27 protein-coding genes and 2 pseudogenes are annotated in these 26,014 nt (G+C 39.9%); 3 read left to right on the top strand and 26 right to left on the bottom strand.

The window, feature by feature from the left end; genetic code table 11:
* Window positions 1-439 precede the first annotated feature (439 nt).
* Window positions 440-1,801 (top strand): short-chain fatty acid transporter, encoded by a 1,362-nt coding sequence (locus JL57_RS09480; protein WP_034141808.1) that lies wholly within the window; start codon window positions 440-442, stop codon window positions 1,799-1,801.
* A 96-nt stretch (window positions 1,802-1,897) separates the two neighbouring features.
* Here JL57_RS09480 and JL57_RS09485 read toward each other — a convergent pair whose 3' ends face one another.
* From JL57_RS09485 to JL57_RS34005, 15 genes and pseudogenes are all read right to left on the bottom strand, one after another.
* Entirely contained in the window at window positions 1,898-2,758 is an 861-nt protein-coding gene (locus tag JL57_RS09485; protein WP_034141809.1) for a carbon-nitrogen hydrolase family protein, read from the bottom strand.
* Between the two features lie 249 nt (window positions 2,759-3,007).
* A complete protein-coding gene (locus tag JL57_RS09490) occupies window positions 3,008-3,637 on the bottom strand; it encodes a 3-oxoacid CoA-transferase subunit B (RefSeq protein ID WP_034141827.1) in 630 nt (209 codons plus the stop codon).
* 10 nt (window positions 3,638-3,647) lie between these two features.
* Window positions 3,648-4,322, bottom strand: coding sequence for a CoA transferase subunit A (locus tag JL57_RS09495; protein ID WP_034141828.1), 675 nt, complete (start codon window positions 4,320-4,322; stop codon window positions 3,648-3,650).
* A gap of 88 nt (window positions 4,323-4,410) precedes the next feature.
* Window positions 4,411-4,854 carry an ATP-binding protein gene (locus JL57_RS09500; RefSeq protein ID WP_034141810.1) on the bottom strand — a complete coding sequence of 148 codons (444 nt, stop codon included), beginning with the start codon at window positions 4,852-4,854 and terminating at the stop codon, window positions 4,411-4,413.
* 31 nt (window positions 4,855-4,885) lie between these two features.
* Window positions 4,886-5,191 (bottom strand): type II toxin-antitoxin system RelE/ParE family toxin, encoded by a 306-nt coding sequence (locus JL57_RS09505; protein ID WP_034141811.1) that lies wholly within the window; start codon window positions 5,189-5,191, stop codon window positions 4,886-4,888.
* Entirely contained in the window at window positions 5,184-5,471 is a 288-nt protein-coding gene (locus JL57_RS09510; RefSeq protein ID WP_034141812.1) for a type II toxin-antitoxin system Phd/YefM family antitoxin, read from the bottom strand. The genes JL57_RS09505 and JL57_RS09510 overlap by 8 nt, the downstream gene beginning before the upstream one ends.
* A gap of 130 nt (window positions 5,472-5,601) precedes the next feature.
* Window positions 5,602-5,805, bottom strand: coding sequence for a hypothetical protein (locus tag JL57_RS09515; protein ID WP_034141813.1), 204 nt, complete (start codon window positions 5,803-5,805; stop codon window positions 5,602-5,604).
* Window positions 5,802-6,502, bottom strand: a pseudogene (locus tag JL57_RS09520) (response regulator transcription factor). The gene JL57_RS09515 and the pseudogene JL57_RS09520 overlap by 4 nt, the downstream one beginning before the upstream one ends.
* Window positions 6,503-6,634: 132 nt before the next feature.
* Entirely contained in the window at window positions 6,635-6,958 is a 324-nt protein-coding gene (locus JL57_RS09525; protein ID WP_034141814.1) for a hypothetical protein, read from the bottom strand.
* A gap of 227 nt (window positions 6,959-7,185) precedes the next feature.
* The gene (locus JL57_RS09530) at window positions 7,186-7,839 is read right to left on the bottom strand and encodes a DUF1638 domain-containing protein (RefSeq protein ID WP_034141815.1); all 654 of its coding nucleotides are present in this window, start codon (window positions 7,837-7,839) and stop codon (window positions 7,186-7,188) included.
* Window positions 7,840-7,868: 29 nt separating this feature from the next.
* A complete protein-coding gene (locus JL57_RS09535) occupies window positions 7,869-8,867 on the bottom strand; it encodes an arsenic resistance protein (RefSeq protein ID WP_291299898.1) in 999 nt (332 codons plus the stop codon).
* Between the two features lie 102 nt (window positions 8,868-8,969).
* Window positions 8,970-10,712, bottom strand: a complete 1,743-nt coding sequence (locus JL57_RS09540; RefSeq protein ID WP_034141816.1) for a methyl-accepting chemotaxis protein — start codon at window positions 10,710-10,712, stop codon at window positions 8,970-8,972.
* A 456-nt stretch (window positions 10,713-11,168) separates the two neighbouring features.
* Window positions 11,169-11,498 (bottom strand): hypothetical protein, encoded by a 330-nt coding sequence (locus tag JL57_RS33995; RefSeq protein ID WP_291299899.1) that lies wholly within the window; start codon window positions 11,496-11,498, stop codon window positions 11,169-11,171.
* Window positions 11,480-11,815 (bottom strand): hypothetical protein, encoded by a 336-nt coding sequence (locus tag JL57_RS34000; protein WP_291299900.1) that lies wholly within the window; start codon window positions 11,813-11,815, stop codon window positions 11,480-11,482. Before JL57_RS34000 ends, JL57_RS33995 begins: the two co-directional genes overlap by 19 nt.
* Window positions 11,816-11,886: 71 nt before the next feature.
* Window positions 11,887-12,039 (bottom strand): hypothetical protein, encoded by a 153-nt coding sequence (locus JL57_RS34005; protein WP_291299901.1) that lies wholly within the window; start codon window positions 12,037-12,039, stop codon window positions 11,887-11,889.
* A 50-nt stretch (window positions 12,040-12,089) separates the two neighbouring features.
* Between JL57_RS34005 and JL57_RS09550 the strand changes: the two genes are divergently transcribed.
* Window positions 12,090-12,818 carry a 1-acyl-sn-glycerol-3-phosphate acyltransferase gene (locus JL57_RS09550; RefSeq protein WP_034141817.1) on the top strand — a complete coding sequence of 243 codons (729 nt, stop codon included), beginning with the start codon at window positions 12,090-12,092 and terminating at the stop codon, window positions 12,816-12,818.
* 277 nt (window positions 12,819-13,095) lie between these two features.
* A complete protein-coding gene (locus JL57_RS36340) occupies window positions 13,096-13,191 on the top strand; it encodes a DUF6363 domain-containing protein (protein ID WP_366557006.1) in 96 nt (31 codons plus the stop codon).
* Window positions 13,192-13,520: 329 nt separating this feature from the next.
* On the opposite strand, the gene JL57_RS09555 is transcribed toward JL57_RS36340, so the two are convergent.
* The 11 genes and pseudogenes from JL57_RS09555 to JL57_RS09600 form a co-directional block, all read right to left on the bottom strand.
* Window positions 13,521-14,666 carry an FAD-dependent monooxygenase gene (locus JL57_RS09555; RefSeq protein WP_034141818.1) on the bottom strand — a complete coding sequence of 382 codons (1,146 nt, stop codon included), beginning with the start codon at window positions 14,664-14,666 and terminating at the stop codon, window positions 13,521-13,523.
* 336 nt (window positions 14,667-15,002) lie between these two features.
* Entirely contained in the window at window positions 15,003-15,653 is a 651-nt protein-coding gene (locus tag JL57_RS09560; protein WP_045691327.1) for a lysoplasmalogenase, read from the bottom strand.
* A 98-nt stretch (window positions 15,654-15,751) separates the two neighbouring features.
* Entirely contained in the window at window positions 15,752-17,716 is a 1,965-nt protein-coding gene (locus tag JL57_RS09565) for an aldehyde ferredoxin oxidoreductase family protein (protein WP_291299902.1), read from the bottom strand.
* Window positions 17,717-18,516: 800 nt separating this feature from the next.
* A complete protein-coding gene (locus JL57_RS34010; protein ID WP_291299903.1) occupies window positions 18,517-18,669 on the bottom strand; it encodes a hypothetical protein in 153 nt (50 codons plus the stop codon).
* Window positions 18,670-19,247: 578 nt separating this feature from the next.
* Window positions 19,248-19,997: a hypothetical protein gene (locus JL57_RS09570; protein WP_034141819.1), complete on the bottom strand. Its 750-nt coding sequence runs from the start codon at window positions 19,995-19,997 to the stop codon at window positions 19,248-19,250.
* 645 nt (window positions 19,998-20,642) lie between these two features.
* Entirely contained in the window at window positions 20,643-21,341 is a 699-nt protein-coding gene (locus JL57_RS09575; protein WP_034141820.1) for a response regulator transcription factor, read from the bottom strand.
* Window positions 21,342-21,352: 11 nt separating this feature from the next.
* The gene (locus tag JL57_RS09580) at window positions 21,353-23,710 is read right to left on the bottom strand and encodes a sensor histidine kinase (RefSeq protein WP_034141821.1); all 2,358 of its coding nucleotides are present in this window, start codon (window positions 23,708-23,710) and stop codon (window positions 21,353-21,355) included.
* Complete coding sequence (locus JL57_RS09585) at window positions 23,691-24,644, bottom strand: polyprenyl synthetase family protein (RefSeq protein ID WP_034141822.1); 954 nt, start codon at window positions 24,642-24,644, stop codon at window positions 23,691-23,693. Before JL57_RS09585 ends, JL57_RS09580 begins: the two co-directional genes overlap by 20 nt.
* 18 nt (window positions 24,645-24,662) lie before the next feature.
* Window positions 24,663-24,860 (bottom strand): hypothetical protein, encoded by a 198-nt coding sequence (locus tag JL57_RS09590; protein WP_034141823.1) that lies wholly within the window; start codon window positions 24,858-24,860, stop codon window positions 24,663-24,665.
* Between the two features lie 313 nt (window positions 24,861-25,173).
* Window positions 25,174-25,551 (bottom strand): type II toxin-antitoxin system HicB family antitoxin, encoded by a 378-nt coding sequence (locus JL57_RS09595; RefSeq protein WP_291299904.1) that lies wholly within the window; start codon window positions 25,549-25,551, stop codon window positions 25,174-25,176.
* Window positions 25,541-26,014, bottom strand: a pseudogene (locus tag JL57_RS09600) (preprotein translocase subunit SecA); the annotation flags it as partial. The gene JL57_RS09595 and the pseudogene JL57_RS09600, both read right to left, overlap by 11 nt.

A 26,014-nucleotide genomic window follows, 5' to 3' on the forward strand; every position in this document is an offset into this window, starting at 1 on the left:
CGGAAACGCTTGCCCATTTTGACACGGACAGCGGAAATGAAGTACAGAAAAGACGCGCGCAGTGGAAATGCTGCGCGCCTTTCTTGTACCATATGAAATCAAATACTTTTTATGTTATAAGTGCAGAAAATTGCGCAGCGGAGCTGCATAATTTTTCACACTTATTTTTTTTGTTAGCTGTTTCTCCTCTCTTAATTACCCACGAAGAGAGAAAATGACTAATTATTGTTCCATGAATATCAGAATGGATTAATGGAATAAATCTTGCATATATGATATAAATACTCTGAAAATTCTTAAGATAGTGACTCTTTTTTGAATCCGAAAGCCTTTAAGAGTTTTTAGCTTCAAGAGTTTTCTTACGGAGGTGATGATTAAACGAATAAATTATTAAGAGTCTTATACAACATGATGAAATAATGCTAAAGGAGGTTGTTCAATGTTAAATAAAATGTCTAAGTTTTTTGTTAATCTCGTTCAGAAGTACTTGCCGGATGCTTATCTGTTTGCCATTGTCCTTACGTTTATTGCCTATCTTCTTGCTTTGCTCCTAACCGGTAAAGGTCCGTTGGACTTGATTGGAATGTGGGGTGATGGGATCTGGGGTATTCTGACATTTGCCATGCAGATGATCCTGATCCTGGTTACTGGACATTCGTTGGCTTCCAGTCCTCCGATTAAGAAGATTCTATCGTCCGTGGCCTCCATTCCCAAGACCGGAGCAGGTGCAGCGTTCTTAGTCGTTCTCATTGCCGGGATGGCCAACTTCGTGAGTTGGGGTTTTGGCTTGGTCGTCGCTGCTTTGCTGGCAAGAGAACTCGGCAAAAAGGTTAAGGGGAGCGATTACCCCTTGCTTGTAGCAGGAGGGTATGCCGGCTTTGTAGTTTGGCACGGAGGCATTTCCGGTTCAATCCCTTTGGCTGTGGCCACTAAAGGACACTTGGTTGAAAAACTGACTGGGATAATACCCATGTCCCGTACAGTTTTCTCAGCTGAAAATTTAGTCATCACTTGGTTTCTTATTCTAACTATGCCCGTACTTTTCTACTTAATAGCCAAATCTAAAAAAAAGGAAGACGTTATTTCGCTTGATCTCGATCTCGTGGCTGCCGAGGAGGCCAAAGCCCAATTGGCAGCAACCGCAGAACCTCATCTCGCATCGACTGGCCCTACTTTTGCCAGCCGGCTGGAAAACTCAATCATTATCAATATGCTCTTTGCCCTTGGCGGTGTGATTTATCTAGTCCGTCATTTTGCCATGAAAGGCTTTGATCTCAATCTGAATATCGTAATTTTTATTTTCTTTATCCTTGGCGTAATACTCCATCTTAGACCTATTAACTATGTCCGTGCCATCAATGAAGCGATCAAAGGTGCAGGCGGCATCGCTTTGCAGTTCCCTCTCTATGGAGGGATTCAAGGAATCATGGTTACTTCCGGCTTAGCAGCCATCATCGCCAACGGATTTGTTTCTTTTTCCAACGAGATTACTTTCCCATTATTTACGTTCCTGGCCGGCGGAATAATTAATATATTTGTCCCGTCCGGTGGGGGCCAGTGGATTGTTCAAGGGCCAATTAACATTCCTGTTGCGCTAAAACTTGGTGTTGATCCAGCTACTGTCGCTATGAGTATCGCTTACGGCGACCAATGGACCAACATGATCCAGCCGTTTTGGGCTTTGCCGCTTCTCGCTATTGCTAAGCTCAATGTCCGCGATATTATGGGATACTGCGTGATGGCCCTAATTTGGGCAGGAATTGTCTTTAGCGCCGGGTTGTTGATTTTTCGGTTAATATAAAGGGAATTTAAATCATTTCCACTCAAAAAAACCACTTAACCAAAAACTCCGTATCATTTTAATATGATGCGGAGTTTTTTTTGGCGATCACATTTTTCAGTTTTCCCGTTTCAAACATATTTCACCATAGAATTCAGGCCGGCGGTCTTTGAATATATTAAACTCATACTCTCCAGGTTTGATGATGGTTTGCTTACAGCGGGCTCTTCCCACTTTGATGTCAGCATGAATTATTTCCTCCTGATTCGAACCGGCTTGGGCCAGAAACCTGCCGTAAGGATCCACGATGGAACTGGCCCCGATAAATGGCATCCCTCTTTCCATACCGACCCTGCTGGATGCGATCATAAATACCCTGTTCTCTATGGCGCGGGCAGGAAGCAAAGTATCGATAAAGCTTTCTGAGCCCGAGGGTAAATTGGTAGAATTAACAATAATATCAGCCCCTTGCAAGGCCAACACCCGACTGGCTTCGGGAAACAGGAGGTCGTAACAGATGATTAATCCAATATTGCCAATAGGGGTGGAATAAACAGTATAGGGTATATCCCCTTTCTCTGAGAATCGATCAGCTCCGAGGTAGATCCGGTGAGTCTTACGGTACTTTCCAATGATTCCCTCAGGTCCGATTAAGACGGTTGTATTGAATAATTTATCCTGGAAATGTTCCAATAACCCGACTACCACGTAGATATCATGCTCGCGAGCTTTATTAATTATTATTCCAGTGCTTGGTCCGGGAACTTCCTCAGCGAAGATTTTAGCTTCGTGGAAGTTGTTAAAACAATATCCTGTCAGTTCAGCTTCAGTAAAGGCAATAAGTTTAGTTCCATTTGCCGCCGCGGCTTCCATCGTTTCCAATACTCTGGCCAAATTATTAGCTTTGTTTCCAATACGGGGATTTGACTGAACTACAGCACACTTGAAAACCTGGTCGGTCTGAATTCCTTGCCTCATATTATTTATTGAAACACCACTTTCTGCCTCGTTTCTTTAGACAAGTCTCCCACTTCTATAAGTGGTCGCTTCTCGCCATCCTGCAAGTAGGTTAATACGTGCGAAGACAGTGTCTTCGGGCTATAGCGACACAGGTCGTCCATGACCGTCGGGAGCTGAATTCTGCACAATTCATTATTATACCTTCTAATTCAGTGGGGGAGGGTAGAGACCCCCACTGAATTATCGAGCGAAGCGAGTTCGCTCAAACTAATACTTTTCCGGTATGATTAGTATAGGCTCTGTACAGGCTTGCACTTCCTCGAAAGTTAAACCCGGTGCAATTTCTTGAAGCACCAAACCTTTGGAAGTCACTTCGATAACCCCCATATCCGTGACAATCAGATTGACCTGTTTTGCTGCTGTCAAAGGTAATGTGCACTTCTTCAGAACTTTCATTCCACCATTTTTTGCAACATGCTCCATTGCAACAATCACGCGTCGTGCACCAACTACAAGGTCCATTGCTCCACCCATTCCAGGAACCATCTTGCCCGGAATCATCCAGCTTGCCAAATTTCCTTCTTCATCCACCTGAAGGGCTCCTAACACTGTAGCATCCACATGACCTCCTCTAATAATGGCGAAGGACATGGCACTATCAAAGCTGCAACCGCCCGGTAAGATGGTAGCATATTGCCCTCCAGCATTAACCGTATCCGGATCTTCTTTTCCAGCTTCAGGTGCAGGACCAACACCCAAATAGCCGTTTTCAGATTGAAGGATAATACTAATTCCTTCGGGTAGGGCGTTAGCAACTTTAGTAGGGATCCCGATCCCTAAATTGACGACATCTCCCGTTTTAAATTCTTGAGCCACTCGTTTAACAAGCCAATCCATTCTTGCTTCCTTATCCAACGATAGTCACCTCCCGCGGCTGTTTCTGAACCAAATAATCCACAAATATACCCGGGGTCATGACTTCATCTGGGTCGATTTCCCCAACTTCCACGATATGGTCCACTTGAGCAATAACAAGGTCTGCGGCCATTGCCATGATTGGATTAAAATTTCGAGCAGCACGACGATAGACAAGATTTCCAGCCTTATCCGCTTTATAGGCATTTAATAAGGCTACATTAGCGCGAACAGGGAGTTCCAGAAGATATTCTGTACCATCGACTACAAGCTTCTGCTTCCCTTCCTCCACAATCGTTCCAATCCCAGTTGGAGTCAAAATTCCTCCTAACCCCGCACCTGCTGCCCGAATTTGCTCGACTAACGTTCCTTGGGGTACCAGCTTGACTTCAAGCTCATTGGCCGACATTTGCCTTCCGGTTTCTTTGTTAGTGCCGATGTGGGTTGCAATGAGCTTACTAACGCAACGATTCACGATGAGTTGAGACATCGCATCCCCGAGGATACCCGTATCATTGGCGATGAGGGTCAGCTCTTTGATTCCCTTCTGACATACTTCTTCCAGCAGTCGGCTTGGAGCTCCACATCCAATAAACCCTCCGACCATTATGGTCATTCCATTCTCAATCTTACTGATAGCTTCTTCAAGACGTATTACTTTTGTCATTTTGCCAATTTCAACCTCCCTTAGTCCTCCCATTCTTGTCCCTATGCATTAGATGCAATTACTATGCCAACTAAACATCGATTTGCTCTCATGTACTCATTGGCGTTTCATACAGTACAACATCGCTATCTACATCAATTCTTGCATTATGCTGATTTGCAATGCTATAGCAAGTGGCTAGTCCTAGCCCAGTACCATTTTCTTTTGTAGTAAAAAACGGAGTTCCCAATTTATCCAAATACTCTATTGAGATACCACACCCCTCGTCTTGCACAGATAATACCAGATGTTCACCCTCAATATATGTACGAATAGTTAAAGTTCCACGCTCATGCATTGCCTCTAAACCGTTACGACACAAATTAAGCACCAATTGGGAAATTTCTTTCGCGTCCAATTGGATTTTATTAGACCAAGGGAAATCAGAACCGCCACATCTCTGTGACGGCTTCGGTTTGGAATATCTATAAGTCTGTCTGATTATTTCATCCAGCTTACAGTTCGTTGTATAAATTTTCCCTTGTTTGAGCAAGAAAATCCATTATAATCTTAACCGCTCTTTGCTATTTAATGATGTCTTTAATATCCATCTTTGCATAAACAATTCTGTGTATTTCTACAACATGTTCTGTCACAATATAAAACACCAGATAATTTTTTACAGGTAGCATTCTATATTCAGTTTCGAGTGGTTTTATCGATTGATATACCTTACAAGAGTAAGGAAATTGTTGAAGCCGACATATAGAATTGTCAAGGGTATCAACCAAATCCATTGCAACCTTTGGTACTTTAAGTTTGTCTGCAATGTAACTTGTAATATTCTTTAAATCCTTTTGTGCCAAAGGTAGATATTTCAGCTTATACATTACCCTCTCCTACTTTATCCGCAAGACTTGCCCTCAAATCTGAAAATATTTCTTCATGCGTATAGCGGACATCGGTAGATTTAGCCTCCAGTTCTGCGTCTTTCAACTTAAAGTAAATTTCACTTTCAAATAACTTGCGTTCATAGGCCTCAATGCTCATAACAACCATATCTCCATACCCATTTTTGGTCAAGAAAACTGGTTCTGATGTTTCATGAACAATCTTGGAAATTTCAGCAAAACTATTGCGTAAATCTGAAACTGGTCTAATCTGGGGCATAAAATTCACCTCTTATTATCATCTTAGCATAATACTATCATAATTACGCTAAGATTTCAATCTGTCGAAAATCCGGCATTAACTTGATAGTCTAGAAATGTCAAGTGATATACAAAGGTCTATTGTGCGTTTACCACAGGGCGGAGACATCGGCTGGGTTGGCTCCCTGCTCCAACAGGTAGCCCGCGATCTTGTAATCATGGGTAAGTAGCTGCGCTTTAAAATCGTGAACGATTACTTGAGAAAAAATTAGTCCCGACAGGAGAAACAGGATCAGGACAGCCGTAACTTCCCAAAAGAAGCGGCGGATGTCTTTGTTCGCAAATAATTTCATCGGTTGCTCCCATATCGGATCACGTTCCACTTATAACCAATTCCGCGCATGGTGAGAAGCATTTGCGGATGGTTTGGATCGTCCTCTATTTTATTGCGCAGCCTGCGAATATAGACAGAGAGCGTGTTGTCATCGATAAAATCCCCGTTACCGTCCCACAGTTTATCGCGTATCGTTTCCCGGCTTAACACGACATTTGAATTTTTCATCAGCAGAGCAATCAGCTTGTATTCCACCGCAGTCAGTTCCAAAATCTGGTCATATTTCAGGGCACGGTTGTTTAAAAGCTCAATCCTGATGCCGTTAGAATTCAATTCAGGAGTTTCTCCCTGAAAAGCCTTGGTCCGGCGAAGCAGCGCCTTGATACGGTAAATCAGTTCATCCAGCCGGAAGGGCTTGGTGATGTAATCGTCGCCACCCATATCAATCCCATCACCACATTCACTTCCTCGTCGGAGGCAGTAAGAAAAATAATTGGCACCGTGGAGGATTCCCTTACCTTTTTACAGATGTCAAAGCCAGTCCCATCGGGCAGCGCCGGATCCAAAGCCAATAAGTCATATTTCTGATCTTCATATAGACAAAAAGCTTCTTGCACTGTTCTAGCAACATCAACATAAAATCCATTTTTTTTGATCGAATACTCCAAACCGGCAATTAGATTTAAGTCATCTTCAACAAGTAAAATACTACTCATTTTATCCCCCTCATTTTCCTTTGGCCTGAGGTTTTTTAGGCTGTCGAGATTTTTTCACTATGAAATTCACATCGGTAGCCAAACCGTTAGAACCGGCTTTGTTGTTACCGGGTGACTGTGGATGAAGTCTCATCATATCCTCTCCCAAATGGGCTCACCATTGTAGGCATCGATATATCTTAGTCCTCGATTACGGCCAGCGCCCAAGGGAAATTCGTCTCGAAGAGTAGTTGTAGGCTCATAGAGCAACCGATAAACCGGCAGATCCTCATCCTCCAAGTCTTTAAACCATCTAAGTCGGAATCTGATATACTCACTGTATCGGCCAAACGCCTTTTCTGGTGTCAGAGTCGGATAGAAATTACGCTCTTCCAGCTCGCGAATCAGATATAGGATAATGCATAGTGAAATAAGACGGTAGTGAGTAGAAGCATAGGTATATATGACAAATGTCATGTATATAGCTAGTACCCATCATATTCGTTATCCAATATATCCCTCCCATCCAATAGACGAATTGCAGTTTATGCAAAAACAAGGTTGAAAGCCTCATGCTTCCAACCTTGTTTCTATACTTCCTGTATTTCAATGATTCTCTATTTTCTTTTTCGGCCATAGTATACTACTAATCTCCCTAATATTTCGTACAACGTCCTCAACATCTCGTCCAGCTGCCTACAATTTTATAATCTATCCTCTTCAGTCATCGCACTGACTAGGACTTCTTTCAAACGTTCCAATCCTATGGTGCGGGCTTCTAATGGTATAGAGGTCCAATCGGAAAAGTCTAGGATCTCCTCAACATGTTCCATAGCATAATCATCAAAGAACCCTATCGGATCAAGCATAATTGCTCCGCCGGTATACTGTGGAAAATACTCGTTGGCATTTGCTTTATCCCAGCCTTTGAATACCATATCACGGTATTTAAGCCACCCTGGGGTACAAAACCAAACCTTTTGTCCTTCGCTCAAATTCTCTCTCTCATTTCCACTGGCCAACATGTCTAGGCAGTTTTCAACCTCAGTTCGAGCAATGTAGTACCCCTCTTCTCGCATTTCCTCAATAACCGTATCGATGGTTCGGTACGGATCGCGAATGTTAATGTAACAATACTTACCTCCATAGACCACAATTATTTTTTTGGAACTTTTTTTGGCTATCACCAATTGCCTTTGTAGTTGATTTTCTAATTCAGCGGGAATCTGGTGAAGTCCTGGGGCGGTATATATTGCTTGCACATCCAGAAAACCAATCTCTTTTAGATAATTTAATTCCGGAATCATGGTTCCGCAGGCCACAATGGCATAATCACCGAATGAAATGTTGCGCGCCAATTTAGTTCCCCCCTTTGATCTCCATCCCACTAAGAATTAGTTTTTTCTGGTCTGATAAGCCAGTGATAGCGTTCGTTAAGTTTGATAAACCAGGCTGCGGCCTGACCTTGAATGAGAAATGCCAGAGAGACCATGAGAGCAGCATTGGCACCAAAGGCTGTGGCTGCTAAACCAATCGAGATTGATAAATTGCGAAGCACAGTGGAAAAGATCAGCGTTTTTGCATCATTTTCCGTGAAGAACCATCGACCTGTAAAAATGGCTATAAGATAATTCACGGCATAGAACACGATTTGGACAAAGAGTGCGATGAAGAAAATATCAAGATGCTCAGCAATACGCTTAGCGTTCATGCTCATACTAATAAAAATAATTGCCACCATTCCCCAAGAGCTAGCTGCGGGTAGGAACGGTTTGATCTTCTTTTTAAACTCTGCTTGACTCATCGTTCGCAAGAGCCAGTTATACGTGAACATCCCTGCAATCAATGGAAGCAAAATTACTATACTGATTGTCTTAAGTGTCAGCAAGATATCTACAGGGACATATTTTCCGACCATTAAATAGAGATACCACGGGGCGAGGATTGATCCCAGTAACAGCCCACTTGTTGTGAGCTTTATAGCCGCAGGTACATTCCCTTTGGCAAGCATCGTAAAAGCAATCGTCATATTGCTAGTCGGTAGAAGAGCAGTAATCGCTAACCCGGCAAAGAGCTGAGGGTCCCTCAGCAAAAAGGCTGTACCTAGCCCATAAGCCAGCAACGGTACTAAGATAAAATTAAGCAAAGCAGCACTAAACATTAAGCGCCCGTGAGAAATGTTGAAAACTTCCTGAGGCTTAAATCCGATCATGGTCGGATAAATCATTAGGACCGTTATAGGAAGGATCAGAACCTTCAAAGCTAATGTGTTGATGAATAAGCCTGTAATGAAACCTGCCAGCAGAATCAAAGGGATCACCAAAGCAATATTCTTAGAAGGCCAAAAAATAATCATTTTTCCCAAATTATCATGTGCTTCTCTCAAACCGCTCTCCCCCTTATACCCCGCAGGGGTATTTTTGTGTTAGCTTTATTATAGCACTTATGATCCATAAAGCAACCACGAGCGGTAAAAAAATGTATGCCATTAAAATTTATCTATGGCCTGCTGTAATTCATAGGCTAACGTAGAAAGACCTTGGCTAGCATTGGCAATCTCGATCATTGAAGCTGTTTGCTCCTCGGAAGCTGCCGAAACTTGCTCTGTGCTGGCGGCGTTTTCTTCAGCAATACGGGCTAAATTCTTTAATATATCAATGAGTTGATCCCTTTTCTTTTCCATGCTCTGTCCTGAAATATTCAAATTTTCGATAATTTCTTTGGTTTTCCCTACTGCTTCGGCTATTCCCTTAAAGCGTTCATCCGTAATATTAACACTGTCTTCCTGTTTCTCAGCAATGACTGAACTCTTCCCGATGATATCTACAGCATTTTGAGAATTCAGTTGTAATTCATGGACTACCGCATTAATTTCCTGGGTTAAATTACTCGATTGTTCTGCCAATTTCCTGATTTCTTCCGCTACAACGGAAAAGCCTCTTCCTGCTTCGCCGGCCCGAGCGGCTTCAATAGCTGCATTAAGAGCCAATAAATTTGTTTGATCCGCTACATGCTGAATCATTTGGCTGGCAGAGAAAATTTTCTCAGCACTTAGATTCGTTTTAATGATCCCTTCCTGTATCAGATCCGTATAGCGTTCTCTTTCTCTTGTTCTCTCGATCAATTCAGTAATTGCAATTGTACCTTCATCTTTCATTTTTTCTACAGTTTGAGCTGACTTGTTTAAATCAATTAAATATTGTTGATCTTGTTCAATAATATTACCTAACTCCGCAATCTCATTGACCCCGTTTTCCGTTTCTAAGGCTTGCGTGGTGGCACTATTAGCAATCTGCTCAATTGTTTTGGTAATCTCTTCAACAGCTTTGGCTGACTCCTGGGATATAACTGTTAGCTCTTTAGAAGTATCAGTAACTTGGTTCGTTGTTTGCAATAACCGATTTAAGATTTGTTTTTGGTTGATATTTGTAGCCTTGATTGCTTGCCCGAGAATACCAAACTCATCTTTTCTGTTTATCAAACGTTCAACAATTCTTTCAGTTGGCAAATTCTTATGGCTATTTTTATACAAGACCACATCCGTTTGAATTTCTTCAATCTCGTTCAACACGATGTCTGTAGGAATTACACCCAGGAACTTGCCCTTAAAAATAATTGGCATAACAACACTCGCCATTAAAATCTCTTTTCCTTTAATAATTTCCACATATGGTTCAGTTATAGTTATTTTACGGGTTTTCTTCGGAACAGTGTACCATGGCTGATTATAAATATCAGCAAGACTAATGACCTTAATGCCTTCATCCTGATCACGATAGACATAGGCCGTAAAGGTACCTTTATCATAGTAGTCTACATCTAGAAAACTACTGTCTTTTCCGTCAAAAGCATTGGGCTCCCAAAATGAACTTAAAGCGAGAAATTCGTTATTTTCCATCAACAATTTCTTTTGAATCTGTATAACCATTTCACGGTCGAATTTTTTACTCTGCAGGACGGATATAATTTCGTCATTGAGTTGTTCAACTAATTTCACGCCTTTTTCTAAAACCATATAATCCCCAAGGGATCCCCTTTTTAAATATTCTAAGGAGTATTCTAATAACTCAAACGTTTTTCTTTGCTGTAATAAGCAAATGATCATGAAACCGCCAATACTAACTAAAAGCAATGGGAAAGCGAAATTGGTATTTCTAAATATGAACCCTATTAAAACCATAACTCCTGAAAATACTAGCGACGCCTTGTTATGTCTCAACCATATACTCAAAAAAACTACCCCCTCATTCGTACTAATTGATTCATATTTATTAGCTTTGGGCCAAAACCAACTACTCTTTTAACAAACAAGAAATTGTCAAACTAATAGAAAAAGGCTCCTCATAAAAACCCGGTAATCCAGGAAGTAATGAAGGCCCTATTGCCAAATATTCCTTTTTAAATCAGACTAGCTTGTTATCTACACCCTTACGTGGTAACAGCGTGGTTTACGTTTCCAGTAGACACCGAGTTTTTTATCTAAAGTAACATTTTCTTGTATTTTCCTTCATAATTTTAATCATTCGACATGTTTAGTGAAGTTCCTTCCAGTATGGAAGATATTATTTGAATTTCTGAATCGATAATGCAGAGATTATAATCTCATACCAACTTTGTACTCTAAAGCATCTATCCTTTAGAATCGTTGCTTAGCCTCTTAAACATCTTTCCGACTTTGGTTACTTTATTAGGCATCTGTCTTTTCGGAGTCTGCAGAGTTCTCCAGAGACATCATAAGGAAGCCGCAGAAAGCCGCATTATCAAACTGTAGTGAAATATCCAATTCCTTTTTCATCAGGTTAATTTGCTCTCGATACGCCTTATAAAATCCATAAGTCGGATTTGGGCTGTATTTCAGTCCCTCCAATTCGAAGTACCCAATGACCCCCTTTACTGTTGTGGGCTTGATGAAAACCTCAACACTGGGCCTGTAATAAATTGGGCAGACTGTTATTAACGGCCATTTCGCCAGCCTGTATTCACTGAGCAAATCCGACATCAGTTCAAAGCCAAACATTTGATCACATGCAAGAATTCCTTCAGTCCATGGGATAATCGCTCTTTTTCATTGTCACTCATGGCTTTTACTAAATCTCTAAACTTAGGCTTTTCAAAAAGCGAAACCATAGAAGACCGGCTGACTATCTTACTCATGGAATCAACAATTTTACTCGGACTTTCAAATTGCTCAATTGCGAAGCTATCCTGCGCCAATTTGTTCATTTTCTCTACTTTATGCTTCTTCGCAATTTCGAGCATCAGAGGATTAGAGAAGCCACCAGGGTACCGCATAAAGAATCTTTCTTCGGCTTCTTTAAGCTTTGTTATATTCATGATTGGTTCATCTCCATTTTTATTAATCTTTACGGGACTTAGAATTCTCTGCAAACATATTCAAGATAAACTTACTTCAATAAAAATAATGAAAGTCCTTTTAATGCACTGAAAACTCTTCCAGTAGTAGATTGCTTTAATTCTCCAAATAGCAATCGTAATCCTCTAGTAGAGCCGATCGCTCCGACAATTTTTTTAACGTCGTCACTCACTACTTCCAGCATCTTCTCTCCTAGGCTATAATATCCATAATACAATCGATAAGGAGAATAATATGTTACGAACAATTCTTTGGTTCATTTACTTCGGAGTACACCTTGTAGCCATACAGCCGAGTCTTATAAAAGTAAACCGATTAGCAGAGCAGGGAAAAACCACCGAACATGACCAGCTCACAGACCAAACTGCAAAGAAATGGGCTCGTTCTCTCGTTAAGCTTGCGGGAGTTACTGTGGTGACCACAGGGGCAGAGAACATCCCCCCCGAAGGCTCGGTTCTCTTTGTGAGTAATCACCAGGGGAATTTCGATATCCCTATCCTCCTCGGTTATATTGATAAACCAAAGGCATTCATCGCAAAGATCGAGCTGCTAAAGTTACCCCTGATACGAACATGGATGACTCATTTGAAATGTGTTTTTATGGACCGAACAGATATCAGGCAATCTCTTAAAGTTATTAACCAAGCGGCAGATCATCTCAAAGAAGGCTATTCTATGGTTATTTTTCCAGAAGGCACTCGGAGCAAAAGTAAGACTCTTGGAGAATTTAAACCTGGGAGTTTGAAGTTGGCATTGAAAGCTGGGGTTCCCATTGTTCCGGTTGCAATTGAAGGTTCTTATAAAATCATGGAACAAAACGGCTTTAAGATTAAGCCAGCCCATGTAACGATTACTATTTTCGACCCCATCCCTACCACCGGCCTTACCAAGGAGCAAGCAACAGATTTGCCTGAAAGAGTTAGGAAGATTATCGAACAAGGTTTATCGCTTCCCTGCAAGTGAACTCGTTCAGCTAAAGCTGAACATCGAGGCTTCAGATGAGGACGTGGGGGTCTTGAAAACTGGATAAATGATTCTCCAGCCTAAATATTAGTGCATTATCGTAGAGGATGCTAGTTCCGTAACAGGCTAAGCACTTCTACAACTTGTCTTATATGTTGCGATCTAATTGCTTGGATAGTACTTGGTATAAACTACTTTTTCTCACAGGAGGTTGCTTAATAATTATTACCTACTACCGAAACCATGCTAAAACGTTTATAAGCATTACAACGAAACTCTGGATTATGTTGAACACCTTGAAAACGAGGGCAAGGCGATTGTTATAAGACCATCAAAGCAATTAGAGGTCAGTAGATTGAAAAAATATCCCTAAGCTTCATGGACTTCTTCAACTCGGCTAGGAGGATACTAAACGCTCCTCTCAAAAGATTATGGAATTTGTGATCAATAGATCTAATCCCCCCACTTCCGATAATAGACATACTAGACATAATGGTTACTGCTGGGATAAAAACCAGCAGTAACCATTATCCCACGAATGCGTAACAACCAGGTCGTTACCCTCCGGTCTTGCTCGCTATAAACAGTACTGGTTTATAAGAGAAACTTATATCCATCGTTCTAACAATGTCCATAAACTTATCTTTCATATTGGCAGAGTTAATCAACCCAGCCATACAGTTTAGGTTTTTTTAGCCTGCTCTACTTTTTTGCCCAATCTATTAACCGATGCTCTATATACCACTTCAATACAAATCCTAAGCGCCACCATAGAAGTCTTTGAATAGGTCTGTTTTTGAATCTATACAGCAAACGCGCAACCCATAAGCGCCTAACGAGACATCTTCCCATAGGTTGCTTCAAAATTCTCTCTCGATAGTTCGAAAACGAAAATTCCTCTTTGATAAACGCATCGTTAATCTCCTCAGCAGCAACTTCACCGTATCCTAGTGCAAACGATATACCCTCTCCATAGATAGGATCAACGCCTGCTGCATCCCCTACCAATAAAACTCTTGGTGCAGAAAACGTGTTGTTAGGATTAAAAAAGCGTATGGGTTTGCCCTTTATTTCGTAATCATCAAGCTTTAGCTCATCCCGAATCAAATAATCATGAAGTACCTCTTTTAAATTCTTTCTTGGCCTAGGAATAACACGTGCATCATAGATTCCCCTGGTGGTAAAATGTTTGCCGCCTTCAATGGCTGGAAATCTCCAAACATAACCTTGTACATCTTCAACTATGGCGGAAAAATCAAAAAAACCCTGCTTGAATTCTTCTGATTGAGCAGGCTCAGTCATTAATTCTAAAGCCATGGACTGACTGGAATTCTTACCAATACTACGTTGTACTAGACTATTCGCCCCATCTGCTCCGACAATTAATTTAGAGAAATAATTCCCTATATTCGTTTTAACCGCTACGCCCTGCTCTTTGATATCGATACTCAAAACTTGGATTTCTTCCTCAATTCTAATACCACGCTTCCGTGCTTCAATGACCAACCAATGGTCAAATTCCCTTCTTCGGAAAACTTTAAAGCTTTGAGGGTCACGTTTTATACTTATTCCTCTGCCCTCAAACTGAAACCGAGCTTCGCTCACTTCAATATGAGGAACCTCTGAACAATTCAACCCTAGCCTCTCTAGGATGTAGTCCCCATCATTTAACATTCCGCCGGCACAAAGCTTTTCTCTGGGATGTTTAGCACATTCTAAAACCAGCATGTGTTCTGCTAAATGCGGTGAATTCTTCAACAAATGTAACGCAGTAGAGATACCTGCGGGACCCGAGCCTATAATTATAATATCATGTATCTCCCTAGATTCCTTCTGATCTATGTTCACAATAAAAGTTCCACCTCGCCTTCTATTTTTCGACCGAATAATGGCCAAAAGATTAAAGTGGTTGAGATGTGTCCCAACCACTTTTGGCTAAGTTTTATCAATACTTATCTTTAAAATTAGGAGACACCGAGAATTATTAAAATTATATCATCTTATACATATCGAATACGCAAAAAGCAAGTCGTTGTTTCTATCTGAATGTCTACGCTTAACAGCTAGGATCACCCCTAGCCATCCAAGACTCGCTATTGGTGACGTGGCCTGCGTCTTACCAAACGGGATTTCCACCCGCTAAATTTCATGACCTAGGCTCGATCGCGACCGAAACTTCAGGTATTAATATAAAAAACCGACAACAATTAAAACCTGAGCTAAAATGTAAGTAAACATGATTAGCGTCTCATAATTTTCTGAAGGCACATTAAAGCTGTTATATGCCAATACAGAATCAGAGACTATGAAAAATAAGGAACCAATAAAGGGCAATAAGAATTGAAGTGTAAATCCGTTCCAAATACGGCATGTACTAGTAAAACTCATCATCAATATGACACACATATAAATAACCACTGGAACAAGCATCTCTTTCAGGTTTGGACTAAGTATCCTAAGAATAGCATAGCCATATAAAATATATGGGATTAAAGCTATAAAAAACCAAATTGGTACAACTTCAAAATACTGTATTGATTGTAGAAAAGCCAGGGTATAAAATAAATGGCCAACAAGGAATGCCAATAAACCAATTGCAAAGAATATTTTTTTCGATCCCCCTAATAGTGAAACGTCACCAAGAAACCCGAAAAATAAAGCAGTTACAATAAACCAGTTGATATGCACTGCACTTGTCAAATAGAAAAGAATAATTAAGGGCACTAATAGGGGTTTTGTCAGTACTTTGAGTTTTAGATTACTATTTCTGTCGGCATATAAGTTAACGATAAAAGTAGCGATAAAGACAATTACTATAAGAATTTGTAGAATCATACCACACCTCCAAGAACTAGCTTAAATTAAATATGCATTAACAAAACAGTCTGAAGCTCAAGATACAAGTTCAGACTGTTTGTCTATGCAAATATATTTTACTTATATAAGGCTTTCTTTACCTCAGGTAAATCCAACATATCGAGTGTTTCAAGAAGTGGTTTGGCTGTTTTTAAGTCATATCCCATGGCGACGAAATAGTTTAACTTTCCTTTTTCGAAATCATTTTTAATCTTTGCGTTAGGGCCTTTCTCTAAAGGTGGGATACCCCTTGCCCTATCAGGCATCTTATACTCCATAGGGTTTATGCCTTCACGAATATTAAATGAATGGCGAAGAGTTTTTATTCTTCGTGCTATGTGCAGGTATTCCTCAAAGCCTAAGTTCCATCCTGTCATTGCGTTAGCCCATTCAACGATAGGTGGTGTAACTTCCGCATCAAAAGCAAAAGCACAAAGACCAAAACCGTTGATAAGATCCATAAAGCAGCTAGCATCCCTTAAACTATCACCCGGATCTGCATCCGTGCACTTATTCTTCATAGGATGAAGGTTCTTATCTGTTAACTTATTACTCGGTTGAGCTGGTCTATACAAACTGCAGCAGTCTAGCGTACTGGTATGTCTACCTAGTGTGGGCTCCGCTTCATATCCAACCCCTAGACCCGTGCCATCGGGATTGCGTGGATCATGCATCGGTACTTCTTGTCCTCCCACATGCATTGCATATGCTTGTGAGCCTTTTCCAAAGTGTTCGGATGCTAATTTGACGCCGTTCATGAGATGTTTTCCAATGCCTTCTCCGTTTGCTATTTTTTCAACCAGTTTTACAGTTGCTTCGGCATTACCCCAGGTTAACTCCAAACCATCCGTATCAGCGGAGGTGATTGCTTTGTTTTCATATGCCTCAAAAGCCCATGCGACAGTTACTGCACAGCTGATTGTGTCAATACCAGCACGGTTCAGTAGATCGTTTATCTTGATAATACTGGGCATATCATTGCAAAGCAGCATTGTCCCAAAGCCGCAAATCGTCTCATACTCAGGCTTATGGGATTCTGATATAGGATAGGGTCCTTCCGTTACAGCTACTTTTCCACCACAACAAAGTGGACAGTTGTAGCATCCATACTTATCCGTTTCATATTTAGTTACCGAATCGTTGGAAATTTCATGAGTTAACCTTCCTGGAAAATCGATATAACCGACACCTTTCCAGTTTTTAACCGGCGAATCACCAATGTTGGCTGAGTAAGCTACTGTACCTGATGTTCCCCATGTTTTCATAGCGTATTTTTCAACTTCTCCACTAATAGGTGACATATTATTTTCGCTTAGAAAGCGTATAACGCCTGATAATACCGGTATATTTGCCGCTTCATTTATAATTTTGTCTTTCAGTGGATGTTTGTAGGTAAAAAACGGCTGGGCAAAATCATCTATCAATTTTGATATCGTCTGCTCGTCAAAAATATTGACGTTCTTATTACCACCAAGGCATACTGCTTTCAAGTTTTTTGAGCCCATTACTGCACCTAATCCGCTTCTTGCTGCCAGCCTTCCTTTATCTGTTACGACACCGGAAATCCTCGCCATTTTTTCACCGCCTGGTCCGATGCAAGCTGTTTTAAAATGAGCGCCATATCTGTTCGTTAAATCGTCAATCGTATCATTGGAATCCTTTCCCCATAAATCAGTAGCATCTATGAGCGTTTTTTTATCACCGTCTATCAGTAAGTAAACAGGTTTTTTACTTTTACCCACAAAAAATATACCGTCATATCCGGTGGACTTTATTGCCGGAGCAAAATATCCCCCACAGTTGGCGTCACCCCAAGTATTTGTTAACGGACTTTTCCCCATAATCATCCAACGTCCCGAGAAAAACGCACCAGAGCCGGTTAAGAGGCCGCTCATCATACCGAAAATGTTTTCAGGACTCAGCGGATCTATCCCAGGCTGCATAACTGCTTCAAATAAGAGAGTATCGCCACTTATACCTAAAATGTAAGCTGAACGGCCATAAATGGGGGAGTAGGCATAACAGAAATGGGTAAAAACCATACCTAATGGGTGCGAAACTTTAGATGATATATAAAACTAACATTCCACATATTTACATCAAATTCCTTCCAAGATTACAGAAGTATTCCAAATAAAATAAGGCCAGACCGTCCAAAAAAAGACGATCTGGCCTTCAAATGATATATATTCCCAGCTCACCACGTCACGATAAAAATCACACCAAGGCTTTCAGCTCACCTCAAATATAGCACTATTATCGTCTCCACGTGCCCTGTCACGATAATAGAGCTATATTTATATAGTCATATTGTCGTGACTAGGGTACCCTGTCTCTGAAAAAGACTGATGTTAGCTGTTCATTACATCAAATTGAGGTTGCATAATCTGAGAATGCCCTCAATTACGTAGTATTTAGTGAGATTCATGGGATCTCTATTTTGTGGTTCCTAAAATTAATTAGGAGTGTAAAATCAGCAATACTGCGCGCTGATTTTACACTCCTATTCCTATTTTCTTCTGAATTTTTGAAAGTAGCTGCCTCAGAATGAGTGTACTAAACACTATTTTGACAGCCCCGTCAATAGTATGAACACAAATAATTATGAGTTCAAAATAAAGGTATTATGATTTATTTTTTCCCACAAGTTAAATCGGCGCTCAGAGTTAAACTTAACTGAATTTGAGAAATCAATAATTTATCTACTTGTCTTTGTGTTAGTTATCGGACCATATGAGTAAAATTATATTTAGAAATTTCATTATGTATTATTTTTTCATAGACTTGAGTTGGCTTATAAGTTTTTTATTTAGCGTTACGTAAGAAAGTACCCCCTCATACATTAATCGTTTTTTAACTTTTCAAGAATGTCACGAACAGTCTGATTAATACTATTTAATTTCCTTACATGCCATACAACAAAGATGATAAATACAACTGGGATAGCCAAACGAATTAAGAGAACACTAATAGTAGCTAGTGTGGCGTCCACCATAGTCCTGTTTACTCCTTTCAACTTCTCTGATTTGTTAAAAAGCCCTTACGATTTCGCCATTTTCATTAATATTCACATGAAATGTATTTGACAGCCAAGAATATTATACCTTTATTTTGCTCCTAAAGTCATATAAAACTGCTTAATTTACCACATGCTGGATAAGGGTGGAACGTTTAATTATAACTTTTACAAAATTGACTCCAAACAAAACTATTGCAAACATTAGGCTAGCAAATAACCGATAGCGTAATGCTAAGCTTTAAGGGTATCAGCAAACGGCGATTGCGATGATATATGAACGAAATGGGCATAGTAGTCTTTTATCCAGGTTCAACTTAAGTAAACGTAACCTACAGATCAGAACATACCCCTAGCTACATCTTCAGTTTTACCCGATTAAGTCCAGAATAGCTGAACTGGAAGCTGAGCTTAAGGCAAAGGATAAAAAGATTGCCATAGTAAAAATGCTCCCTATAAGTAGATAACAGTAAGTGACACTACCTATAAGGAGCTTTAACTTGGTCGGATTTGATAATATTAGTCGCTATCTTTTAAATAAAAATCGACAACACTCTTTATGATACCCACCAATCTTCATATCTGAGGTTAAAAGTAAACCCATACCAAAATGAACCTGCGCCACTCATAGCGACAAATCTCCATCTTAGTGAAGCTTGAGCAGGAGTAGTTCCAATTTGTGCTTGTCTGTCCATTGTTAAAGTTTCAGTGTTTGTTTGTCCACCTACACCCCAACTCATTGGGCTGGAAATAGAATTAATTATACTCCTACCAGTATAAAAATCCGACGCCGTTGTAAAGCTGCATTGAAATCCTCCGCCAGTTACAATAAAGTCATGTTGTATCCATATACTATAATTGTTAAAACCACTTGTCCGAACAATTTGTTCTGAGTTTTTATCTTTGTTGTTGATTAATTTATCAACAACTTTTTTATCGCCAATAGCATCTAACAGTTTTTGTTCATTTTCAGGAATAATATTAATTGTAGATGTTTTGCAATATGAACCGTCAGGGAAAACATATTTTTTTTCCGAATCAATGTTCGACAAAGAAAAATAATCTTTAGGTATAGCTTTTAGTTTTTCCGGGTTAATTGAATCAATTAATTCCCCATTCATAATTTTTTGTATAAGTAATTCTTGTTTATCCTTTGCTAGTCCCTCAGAATTAAGTTTCGCCTTTAACTCACTAATTTCTTTGTCATTTAATTTACTAGAATTTGCTTGAGCACCATACGCAGGAATTACAGACAGAAGCATTACCAAACAAAGTCCCAATACAACAAAAAAACTTCTCTTTTTCATTATACACCTTCCTATTTCCATATTTATTCGACCAATTCAAATTGTACAATTATTTATCTGGCGAAATATGTCATAACATTCTAATTTTAACGAATCTTCTATTGATAACATTTTTAGAATAACTGGGAAGTATGTGGTGCAGTGGTTAGCACACTGTCCGGATGAAAAGAAAGGTCAGTTTGCAATATAGCCACTCGGAGTACGCACGGGTAATCAGGCCCAAGTCTTTGCTCAAGGGACAACTAACAAATAATTCCCTCCCTTTCTAAATCTCCCTTCACAAATATCCCCAGTAGGTGTAGTATAAAAATACCTACTATTTTGTGTAGGGGCGAACGCCTTCAGATCACTTGTTACTTTGCAGGTATTGATGATCTGGGGGCGTCTCTATTTAAATAGCGAAAGCCATTCAAATACTTGTTAACAATCTATTAGGCAACGACTAAAATCTGGTTATCTTGAAAACTATTGTCATTTGGTTTACTAGATTATAACTTATTGCAATAATTTTAACCACGTACCAAAGTACAGGTACCAATTAAAAAATGCCTGTACCTAAGTACAGGCATATAATCATACAGGCTTGATTAGAGATAATTTGTTGCATTTTTCCTTCTGAATTATCTAAACTTCTTAATATATGTTTCAATGTCTTTCAACCTCATTCATCGACATCTCAGTCCAAACTGCAACCGCTTTTGAGCGAGATTTTACACTGAGTTTAAAAAGGATATTGCTTGTATGGTATTTTACAGTCCTGATTGTTATATCTAATGTCGAGGAAATTTCTTGATTGTTGAAACCCTTTACAATTAGATCCATGATTTCTTTTTCCCTGGAAGATAGTAATTCGCCAATATCAATAGGTTGTGATATTAAAGCTTGCTTATCTCCATTACTTCCTACAAATGCAAACTTCAAAAAAGGGGCCAAACCTTTTGAAAAGTATTCTTTTCCTTGTGCCACAAAAAAAACAGCCTCGATCATTTCCTTTTTGTTACATTCTTTTAATAGGAATCCATGAACATCTTTCTGCAGTGACTTTGTAAGATACCCTTTGGGATTAAGACCTGTGAGCATAATAATCTTTACTTTCGGGTTTATAGATTTTATATCGTCTATTAAATTGATTCCTGAGCAGTCCGGCAAGCTAATATCAAGCAATATAATATCAGGTGTTTTTGATCTTAAGAGGGTTAGGCATTGATTTCCATCGTTTGCGATTCCCACTATCTCCAGATTCGTTTCCGACGAGAGTAAAGAAACAGTGCCTTCCGCAAAAAGGGTATGGTCATCAACTACTAATACTTTTATATTTTCTGATTTTTCATTACCCATAGACATTTTTTATCTCCTTATCTCGGAATAGAAGCTTTCAGGATAGTTCCTTGATGAATTATGGAATTGATCTGAAGCTCACCACCAATGACTTGGAACCTTTCTTTCATACCAATCAAACCAAAATGTTCACTTGATATTGGCCATTCATCTATCTTGCGAATATCAAACCCATTGCCAAAATCTCTAATGCTCAATTCAATCTCAGAATCGCTGAGCTTGATGTAAATGTTTGTCTTGCTCGAACCTGAGTGTTTTACGGCATTCGTTATCCCTTCCTGTATAAAGCGGTAAGCGGCTAATTCTACTTCTTCCTTCAGTCGTACTCCTTCACTAATACCTACTGTTTCTAGAGAAATAAGCACCGACTCATTTTCCATTTTCTCTTCGCACAAAATTTGGATGGCATTCAGCAATCCTAAATCGTTTAAGGATGGTGGACGTAAATCACTGCATATTGAACGTAGTTCAAAGTTCAAGTTTTTAACTACTTCTCGCATATGAGCAATTGCTTTGATAGGTTTGTCACACTTTGCGCTTGGGCATTCCTCGGCAATATCGTCCAGCCACCGGTTTAGGTCTAAGGCTAACTGCAACGCGCCATCGTGAAGATCACGAGCCAATGATTTCCTCTCTTGCTCAATACTTTTAAACAAAGAACCAGTTATTCCATGAAGCCTCTGATTTCTTCGTTGTAAGTCAAGAGATCTTTGGGCCAAATCAATAATTTCTTTCGATAAGTCCTTGATAACAAACGTAGTCATTAGGCGTTGAGCCAATTGACTCGAAATCAACGTAACTAATGGAAGTTCATTATATTCAAATTTGACGCGGGAATTACGGTGGCCTAAAAATATTCCACAAGTAAAATTATTAGAAACTAAGGGAATATATAGTTCGACTGAAGAATCATCAGGAAATCTTTTTACTTCTAAATTAATCCTTTGATCAGCTTGAAAATACTCCTCCAGTTCGATTTGTTCACTTGGTTTTTCCAAGAATATTCCTACAGCTTTCTTATGGTACCCTCCTTTGTCATCTTCTACAACAATTAAAGCCCCCTCGATCATTAGACTCTTCACCACTTCTTCTAATAGCCGGTCTTCTTCATTAATAGAAATTAGTCTTTCGTTCAGCTTGAGTACACTTCTTTTAATACCTCGATTTCCTTCCAAAGGTGCGAATTTTTCAATTTGCTTACTGATCGCAACTCTAATAAAGCTAGAACAAATAATGAACGACATTGTTAAAGTTAGTGTGGCAAGATACACTTCCAGATTTAAGGTAGTTACTAATTTCGAAGTAAGGAGAATATACGAGACAACAATGCTAACTATTACTCCCGTAACAAAAAATGAAATTATTAAACCTAAGAGCCGACGACTATCTGGTAAATACTTATGGACGATGACATAGTACAAAGTTGCAGGAACAGCAGAAATAAATAAATAACTAACCTTTGTGTTCACAATTGGTTGAAATTCAAATATGACAGGTACCGCCGTTAATAGAAAATACGGCAAGAACCCTATCGCCAGGCCCAAAAGTAAAATATTTACTTGGTTTTTTTCCGGTTTATCGTTTGGCAACTTAAATAACGTAGCCAGATTCCAAAGAACTAATAAAACGCCTATAATCAAATTTGACAACACTAGTCTTTTTAATGGACTATCAAAATGTATTAAACTGACAGATTGCAAAATGGTTAGAATAAATATTAATATCAACACCGAGGCAAACACAAGCCGTCCAAACTTATTTATTTGATTTCTATTTTCGCTTGGAAAAAATGAAAATAATTGAATAAGAAACAAAGGTACTGACGACAAGGTTATGTATTCTAATTCCCTGGCAAAGATCAAATCACGACTTGAAGCTGGAGCTATGACGATTGCCAAACCAATAAACAAGTTTAACCAAAATAAAGCACGCGCTTGATCCAAAAAGGGCCGCATATACCATGTAATAAATCCTATAATCCAAAAAACAACCCCCAAGATTATCATAGGCATTTCACTTAATAATTTCAGAAGAACTGTACTTTTAGGTATTTCGATAATGCTATCTGTTGATTGGTCTACCCTTTTGTATTGTATAGAAGATGCCCCTTCCGCCTGACTCCATTTTTGAACAAAGCGGTACTCCCCTGTATCTTGATTGTTAATTCTTAATATCTGGTCCCCGACTCGTATCCCTAATTTGTACCCTTCACCATGAGGATCACTTAAAGTCACAATCCATCTTCCGTTTACGGTCATAAGATCAAGCCCTACATAAGCTTGATTACTAATAGCTATAGTATATAAGAGTGATAACAAAACAAAGGCGGCACTCGCAATGTAATATGCTTGCCGCCTAAACACCTTCTTCAACAAGTTTAATCATCTTCTCTTTGCGTTTTTTCGGAACGGGCATTGCCTGAATTATTTCCATTGACTTTTCCTTAGATAGTTCATACATCACTCTGCAGTAATGTACAGCCCCTTCACCTATGGCCAGTTGTTTTAAGCATCTTTGTTCTTCCTTCCCGAACATTTCCGACCCGTTGCCTTTCATTTGAGATAATTCTTTGAACTTTTCGGCTTTTTTACCGTTAAGAATATTCAAAAGGTAGACATAGGGCAGGGTTTTTTTATTATTAACAAAATCCTTTTTCTTTTCGAAGTTTAGAAAGTCATTTAAATCATTTCTGATTTGGCTCATGATACCCAGGTTTGTCCCAAACTGTTCTAATTGAAGCACCAACGATTCGGACGCACCACCTAAGGTTGCTCCGATTTTACAGGCACAGGCCGTTAAACTTCCTGACTTTCGCTTGATCAGCTCAAAATACTGATCAATCGAAATTTGCTCACGAGTGTCAAATAGAACTTCTTGGAATTGACCATCACTGGCCGTTATCCACATATGGCTCAGCATTTGGCTAACTTCCCTGTAAAGTTTGCTATCTCTACCATCAGGTAACATCGCAACAGCCTTACTGCTCAAATTACTTAAACAGATAGCAAGGTTTAGAGCGTTAGCGGTGGCGATTTGACGCCAAGGTAGATCATCATTATCCTGATCTTGAATATCATCAAAAATATCGGCCGCCAGGGCAGATAATTCCATGGCAATTGCTCCTGGCAACGCGACTTCTGACCCTCCGCTAACACACTCACAATTCATTAACGTTAAGTGGGCCCATTTATATAGTTCTCCGTCATTGCAGTCGGCGTTCAACGAGGAATTAATCATTTGTAACATTTCCGGACTAAGTTTGGCCCTTGTTAGAATTTCAGTAATTTTAGCAGAAATAACTTGATCCATCTGAAAGTTAACCACTTTTTATGCCCATAAACCTAGTGGTAAAGTTCCAAGAGTCACAACATCCCCAGATATCTCATATTCAGAAAAAACCCTTTGGATGATAGTAATTTCATTAGTCTTTAGTTCTGCCGAAGGTATCCCGTGTTCTCGCGAGAACATACTTTTAGGATTCTTGACTAAATCATGGACCAATTCTGCAATACTTTGATTGCTCATTTTTTAACACCCTTTCTTAATTGGAAATTTCTTCAGAATTGTATTTATGGCAATTTATAGAAGGTTTCTTCCTAATGTTCACGGATTCAATTCAACTTGCTAAAAAGCCACAAAAGCTATAAATATAGCACGTTCTTCCCCCCCTAAAAAAGGCAGTAAATATCTTCTATTTGCTCTTTTATTAATTCCTTTCAATTGTTTTCTTTTCCTGCTGTGAAACTTAGCTTATCCTGTCGCATGAGAACAAATTAGTGTTTCATTTGGATTATTGATAAGTTGGTGTCAGGGAAGGCTCCGAAAAACTCATGTTTTTCTAGTTTTTATGCCTCCAAACCCGCATTATTACTAGACTGATTTCGAGGAGATGGTACTTTTTCGGAGGTTTCTCAGGCACCAGGCACCACTCCTGCAGACCGGCCTCTATCCGAACAACGACAGCGTCCGCTGCGATTTCCCAGCCTGAAGTTTCCGAAGCTTCGGGGATGTGCTCATGTTCTCTGTCCATCATATATAAATGAAACCCCAGCCTGGGCCCGGCCCAGTAATAAGCCTGGATAAAATCCTCTCCTTCGAAGGCGCAGCCCGGCAGGTCCGGAAAAACAACCGTATAGTTGCCGCTTATTTTATCCCGCTCAATAATGGCCGGGAAAACAAATTTCCTCTTCATCATCCACCATTCCTTACTGCGCATCTTCGCCGGGGCGAGCTTGCCTGCTCCACGTCTCGTCCTTAAGCCACACATTCAAAAGATCGTAAACTTTATTCTTATAAGTGATATACGTCTCCTTGTCATTGGGGGCGATTTGGAGCAGCTCATGCTTCACATCCTTAATGGTTTTATCCAGGTTTTCACAGAGGAAGGCGATATGGTTGGCCCTGACCTTGAGCGACGTATTAATGAAGTTCGTTTTCATCTTCTCGTAGCCCTTGGCGGATGAGCTTTGTTGGAGCGATTCCAGCGAATCCTTCAGCTGCCTGGCCGTTTTATCGAGTTCCGCTTTGGACGTCTTGACGTTCTCCAATTGGACCTTCAGATTGGCGAGCTCCGCAGTCAGCCCGGTGATGATACCGCTTTGGTCTTCCACTGTTTTCTGGAGGTCCGCGTTCTCCTGTTGGGCCTGGTCTTTTTCTTGCCGGGCCTGCGTCCGTTCATT

Source organism: Desulfosporosinus sp. BICA1-9, assembly GCF_000802135.1.